The sequence below is a fragment of the Sulfurospirillum arsenophilum NBRC 109478 genome (assembly GCF_000813345.1).
Taxonomy (GTDB): domain Bacteria; phylum Campylobacterota; class Campylobacteria; order Campylobacterales; family Sulfurospirillaceae; genus Sulfurospirillum; species Sulfurospirillum arsenophilum.
On sequence record NZ_BBQF01000002.1, the window covers coordinates 633828 to 640000 of the forward strand.

Annotated in this window: 3 protein-coding genes, 2 tRNA genes and 3 rRNA genes (1 of these 8 only partly in view); 1 reads left to right on the forward strand and 7 read right to left on the reverse strand. The window is 42.7% G+C overall.

The window, feature by feature from the left end; translation table 11 throughout:
• The first annotated feature begins 3 nt into the window (after nucleotides 1–3).
• Entirely contained in the window at nucleotides 4–882 is an 879-nt protein-coding gene (locus SAR02S_RS07510; RefSeq protein WP_041958325.1) for a hypothetical protein, read from the forward strand.
• Here SAR02S_RS07510 and SAR02S_RS07515 read toward each other — a convergent pair.
• From SAR02S_RS07515 to SAR02S_RS07545, 7 genes are all read right to left on the reverse strand, one after another.
• A complete protein-coding gene (locus SAR02S_RS07515) occupies nucleotides 875–1267 on the reverse strand; it encodes a thioredoxin fold domain-containing protein (RefSeq protein ID WP_041958327.1) in 393 nt (130 codons plus the stop codon). The genes SAR02S_RS07510 and SAR02S_RS07515 overlap by 8 nt on opposite strands.
• Nucleotides 1264–2154 carry a DMT family transporter gene (locus tag SAR02S_RS07520; RefSeq protein WP_041958329.1) on the reverse strand — a complete coding sequence of 297 codons (891 nt, stop codon included), beginning with the start codon at nucleotides 2152–2154 and terminating at the stop codon, nucleotides 1264–1266. Before SAR02S_RS07520 ends, SAR02S_RS07515 begins: the two co-directional genes overlap by 4 nt.
• A 67-nt stretch (nucleotides 2155–2221) precedes the next feature.
• Nucleotides 2222–2337, reverse strand: a 5S ribosomal RNA gene (gene rrf, locus SAR02S_RS07525).
• Nucleotides 2338–2472: 135 nt separating this feature from the next.
• Nucleotides 2473–5385, reverse strand: a 23S ribosomal RNA gene (locus tag SAR02S_RS07530).
• A gap of 223 nt (nucleotides 5386–5608) precedes the next feature.
• Nucleotides 5609–5684: transfer RNA gene (locus tag SAR02S_RS07535), tRNA-Ala, on the reverse strand.
• Nucleotide 5685: 1 nt separating this feature from the next.
• A tRNA-Ile gene (locus SAR02S_RS07540) sits at nucleotides 5686–5762 on the reverse strand.
• A 90-nt stretch (nucleotides 5763–5852) separates the two neighbouring features.
• Nucleotides 5853–6173, reverse strand: a 16S ribosomal RNA gene (locus SAR02S_RS07545) (it continues 1188 nt past the right edge of the window).
• Together the 16S, 23S and 5S rRNA genes with 2 tRNA genes alongside form the textbook arrangement of a ribosomal RNA operon.

Sequence of the window (6173 nt, forward strand, 5' to 3'; positions counted from 1 at the left end):
AAAATGTCATTTAATGTACAAAAAACACTTAGAACATCCTTGAAAAGCTCTTGGACGATTCTAAAGCTTATTGTTCCTATCTACATTTTGGCAGATATTTTATTTTATTACGACCTTCTCTCTCACATTACATTTATTTTTAAACCTCTCGTTTCACTTTTAGGGCTTCCACAAGAAGCTGCCCTTGCCATCGTTAGTGGGCTTTTCTTGAATCTCTATGCAGCTATCGCCTTTGCCGCACCGTTGGGACTTGGCGGTAAAGAGTGGACGATTTTAGCTGTATTTTTAGGCATTGCACATGCATTACTGGTTGAAACCGAAATCATGAAACGCTTGGGTATTTCAAGGCTTTATTCCATTTGTTTACGATTGGGCGTAGGACTTCTCGTTGGAGGCTTGACTTCAAGACTTCCAGATGCATGGTTTAGTCATACAGCAAGCAGTGTGGCTTTAAGCCCAGCGCATCCAACATACACTTCACTCTTTGCTCTGCTGCAAAATTCTTTGTTCGAATCTTTTTCATTATCGTTGAAAATTATTGCATTGGTTACAATGCTTATCTTTTTTCTTGATTTTATCAAATCACTGCCAATAATCGAAAAACATTCACAAAAAGTTAACAGCGGTTTTTCTATTTTAGTAGGCGTCATCTTAGGTATTACGTATGGAGCGGGTATATTGATTTCAGAGTATGAAAAAGGGATTTTAGGGAAAAGAGAGATTCTTTTTATTGGAACCTATTTGATGATTTGTCATGCCATTATTGAAGATACCCTACTCTTTTTAATCTTTGGAGCCAATCCTTGGATTATCATTGGAATGCGCCTTAGTTTTGCAACACTGCTCGCTTATCTCGTTGTAAAGTATTATAAAACTACTTAACCTCTTGCGCATACACTTCATCGAGTAACTCAACAAAACTCATTGGCTCCATATATCCAGCAAACTCATCTATGATTTTAAGATCACGTGGTGATAAGATTAGATTGGTTGGAAAATACTTTACATGTAAAGCCTTTGGCAACGTAGGATCTTCTTGATGAATGTTTACATGTAAATATTTTTTAGCAATAAGCTGATTAAATTTAGGTACCTCAAAAATCTCTTTTTGCATTTTAAGGCAATAAGGGCACCCCTCTTTTTCAACACTTAAGAGAATGAGCTTATTTTCTCTCATAGCTCTTTGACGCTCAATTTCTAAAAACTCGGCTTTTAATGAGAGTGAACTTAGCATAACCATCATTGCTATTTGAAACCATTTTTTCATCTACGAACCACTTTCATTTTCTGCTGGATTAATAAACCAATTATAATAAAAATAAGACCAATAAACGTTGAAAAAAGAATAGTTTCACCTACAAAAAAAGAGATAAAAAACAAAGATAGGAAAGGAGAAATAAAAATAAGATTTGCAATTTTTGCAGTATTCGTGCTCAGCTTCATCGCTTGTAGCCACAAGACAAAGGTTATCCCCATCTCAAAAACGCCTACATAAATTGAGCCTAAAAAACCATAGATATTAAATGTCAAAGGATGCGATGTCACAAGGGCATAAAGTAAAATACCAGGGACACCAAAGAGGAAATTGATAAAAAGTCCAATCAGCGGATCTACATGTAATTTGGTATTGTAAAGCCAATAAAGTGACCATAGCACCGTTGAAAAAAGTGCTAGAAAAACACCTGTGAGGTTTGAAAAAGAAAAATTTAAAAGATCACCATGTGTAGAGATAACCAAAACACCAAAGTAACACATAACTCCTGCAATAAAATCATACAAGCTGACTTTTTGTTTTAAGATCAAAACAGAGAGATAGGTTAATGTTAATGCCCACGTATAGTTGATAGGCTGTGCCTCTTGTGCTGGCAAAAGCTCATAAGCATGAAAGAGCATTAAATAGTAGATAAACGGGTTTATAAGTCCTAGCAAGGCAAGTTGAAAATAGGTTTTTTTTGAATAGGTCAATAGGAGATAAAATTTCTTTTGGTACCCTATAACAACAAAAAATACACATAATGAGAAAAACGAAGCATAAAGAAGAAGTTGTAACGCATCAAAATAGGCTAATGTGAGTTTAAAAGCACTTGCAACCGTTGACCAAAGTAAAACAGCAGACAGAGCAAAAAAATAAGATTTTGATTGATTTTTTTCCAAGAAAGACCGCCTTTAAATAAGACGAAATGAGGGATAAAAAGGTAGATTAAAGAATAAGGAATCACGGAACTGGCAGCGACCTACGTTTCCATCCCAGTAAGGGAAAGTATTATCGGCGATGAAGAGCTTAGCTTCCTGGTTCGAAATGGGACAGGGCGTTTCCTCTTCTCTATAGCCACCAGAATCGTGAATTAAATCTATGTCGCATTATAGCAAAATAGGCTTAATTCACCATTCTTTCGGTGAGTTTAGTATTGTCTAGTCAACAAAGCGCTTTACACTTAATAAGGAAGTGAAATAGCATTATCATACGTAATAATATGTAAGCCAAACGACCTATTAGTACTGGTCAGCTAAAGGGCTCTCACCCATTACACACCCAGCCTATCAAACATGTAGTCTTCATGAGGTCTTCAGGGAAAGTTAATCTTGGAGTTGGCTTCCCGCTTAGATGCTTTCAGCGGTTATCACATCCGAACATAGCTACCGGGCGATGCTCTTGGCAGAACAACCCGTACACCAGTGGTTCGTTCAACCCGGTCCTCTCGTACTAGGGTTAACTCTCCTCAACTTTCCTACGCCCACGGCAGATAGGGACCGAACTGTCTCACGACGTTCTGAACCCAGCTCGCGTACCGCTTTAAATGGCGAACAGCCATACCCTTGGGACCTGCTCCAGCCCCAGGATGCGATGAGCCGACATCGAGGTGCCAAACCTCCCCGTCGATGTGAGCTCTTGGGGGAGATCAGCCTGTTATCCCCGGGGTACCTTTTATCCTTTGAGCGATGGCCCTTCCACACAGAACCACCGGATCACTATGACCGACTTTCGTCTCTGCTCGACGTGTATGTCTCACAGTCAAGCTGGCTTGTACCATTATACTCTACGAACGATTTCCAACCGTTCTGAGCCAACCTTTGTAAGCCTCCGTTACTTTTTAGGAGGCGACCGCCCCAGTCAAACTACCCACCAGACATTGTCCTGAACATAGATAATATGTCCCAGTTAGCTATCAGAATAAAGAAGAGTGGTATCTCAACAATGGCTCAGATGCAACTGGCGTCACATCCTCAAAGCCTCCCACCTATCCTGCACATCTTTATCCCAACAGCAGTGTCAAGCTATAGTAAAGGTCCACGGGGTCTTTCCGTCTTGCCGCGGGTAGGAGGAATTTTCACCTCCACTACAATTTCACTGGATTTCTGGTCGAGACAGCTCCCATCTCGTTACGCCATTCATGCAGGTCGATATTTAATCGACAAGGAATTTCGCTACCTTAGGACCGTTATAGTTACGGCCGCCGTTTACTGGGGCTTCGATCAAGAGCTTCGCTTGCGCTAACACCATCAATTAACCTTCCAGCACCGGGCAGGCGTCACACCCTATACATCCTCTTACGAGTTAGCAGAGTGCTGTGTTTTTGGTAAACAGTCGGGAGGGACTCTTTGTTGCAACCTTTTCCGCTTTTTGGAGCAAGTCCATATACAGAAGGAGGCACACCTTATACCGAAGATACGGTGCTATTTTGCAGAGTTCCTTAACCAGATTTCTTCCACGCGCCTTAGAATACTCATCTCACCCACCTGTGTCGGTTTACGGTACGAGCAATAACAGATATACTTAGAAACTTTTCTTGGCTCGACGGCATCAACGATTCACCATCCACTCCGAAGAGTATCAAGTGCCTGTCGGGTCTCGAATAAAAGATTACGGATTTGCCTGTAATCTAATCTACGCCCTTCGAACAACTATTCCATCAGTTGCCTCGTTTAGCCCTAAGCGTCCTTCCATCGCGCTCTATTATTGGTGTTGGAATATTAACCAACTTTCCATCGTCTACCCCTTTCGGACTCGACTTAGGTCCCGACTAACCCTACGATGACGAACATCGCGTAGGAAACCTTGGGTTTTCGGCGAACGGGATTCTCACCCGTTTTATCGCTACTCATGCCTGCATACTCACTTCTAGCCGCTCCAGCGCTCCTTACCGGTACACCTTCAATGCTGACTAGAACGCTCTCCTACCACTCTATTAAAAATAGAATCTACAGCTTCGGTGGATAACTTTAGCCCCGTTATATTTTCCGCGCAGAATCGCTAGACCAGTGAGCTGTTACGCTTTCTTTAAAGGATGGCTGCTTCTAAGCCAACCTCCTGGTTGTTTGAGCAACTCCACATCGTTTTCCACTGAGTTATCACTTTGGGACCTTAGCTGGTAGTCTGGGTTGTTCCCCTCTTGACGACGCATTTTATCACCCGCCGCCTGACTGCCATGATTACATATACGGTATTCGGAGTTTGACAGGGTTTGGTACCTTGGTATAGGCCCTAGCCCAATCAGTGCTCTACCCCCGTATACTACAACATGACGCTATACCTAAATATATTTCGGAGAGAACCAGCTATCACGAAGTTTGATTGGCCTTTCACCCCTATCCACAAGTCATCCCAGGACTTTTCAACGTCAACGAGTTCGGTCCTCCACTAGCTCTTACACCAGCTTCAACCTGCTCATGGATAGATCACTTCGCTTCGGGTCTGCAGCATCTGACTAATTCGCCCTATTAAGACTCGCTTTCGCTACGGCTCCGAGTTTTCTTAACCTCGCCAGATACCACAACTCGCAGGCTCATTATGCAAAAGGCAGTCCATCACCCTGATAAATCATAGGGCTCTGAATGATTGTAAGCAAATGGTTTCAGGTTCTATTTCACTCCCCTCACTGGGGTTCTTTTCACCTTTCCCTCACGGTACTGGTTCACTATCGGTCTGTAAGTAGTATTTAGGGTTGGGAGGTGGTCCTCCCGGCTTCAGACAGAATACCACGTGTTCCGCCCTACTCAGGATACTGCTAAGATCTATTAAAGTTTCGTATATGGGACTATCACCCTCTATGGTTAACCTTTCCAGGTTACTCTACTACTCATCAAGATTCTATAACGCAGTCCTACAACCCCAGATGCAAGCATCTGGTTTGCCCTCTTCCAAGTTCGCTCGCCGCTACTATCGGAATCTCTATTTGATTTCTCTTCCTCTGGCTACTGAGATGTTTCACTTCACCAGGTTCGCTCCCCGCAGGGTAACTGACATTACTGTCAGCTGGGTTGCCCCATTCGGATATTCACGGATCAAAGCTTCTTGACAGCTCCCCGTGACTTTTCGCAGTCTAGTACGTCCTTCATCGCCTCTTACAGCCTAGGCATCCACCATTCGCTCTTAATAGCTTACCTATTTGTATTCTAATGCACATTTCACTCCCTTATTAAATGTAAAACATCTAACAAGTTGTAAATTGTTTTTTTTGCGTTTTGTTGACTTTGACAATAATAAATTAAATAACTTTAGACTAAAAAGTCTAATATAAAAACAACACGAATTGTTCTTATATTAGACGTTGTGTCCTCATTTTCACTAACAATGTCTATTGGCAATCTTTCACCACTTTCTAAAAAATGGTGGAGAATAGCGGGATCGAACCGCTGACCTCCTGCGTGCAAAGCAGGCGCTCTCCCAGCTGAGCTAATTCCCCATGGTGGGCTTAAGAGGACTCGAACCTCTGACCTTACCCTTATCAGGGGTACGCTCTAACCACCTGAGCTATAAGCCCCTTTTTCATTCAATCTCTCAAAACTAAATAAGCTTCCCTAGATCAGTTCTCGCCGGAGCACCATTGTGAGATAGTGCCCCAATACTCTAGAAAGGAGGTGATCCAACCGCAGGTTCTCCTACGGTTACCTTGTTACGACTTCACCCCAGTCGCTGAACCCACCGTGGACGGTAACTAATTTAGTATTCCGGCTTCGGGTGAATTCAACTCCCATGGTGTGACGGGCGGTGAGTACAAGACCCGGGAACGTATTCACCGTAGCATATCTGATCTACGATTACTAGCGATTCCAGCTTCATGAAGTCGAGTTGCAGACTTCAATCCGAACTGAGACTAGGTTTTAAGATTTGCTCCACTTCGCAGTATCGCGTCTCTTTGTCCTAGCCATTGTAGCACGTGTGTAGCCCTGGG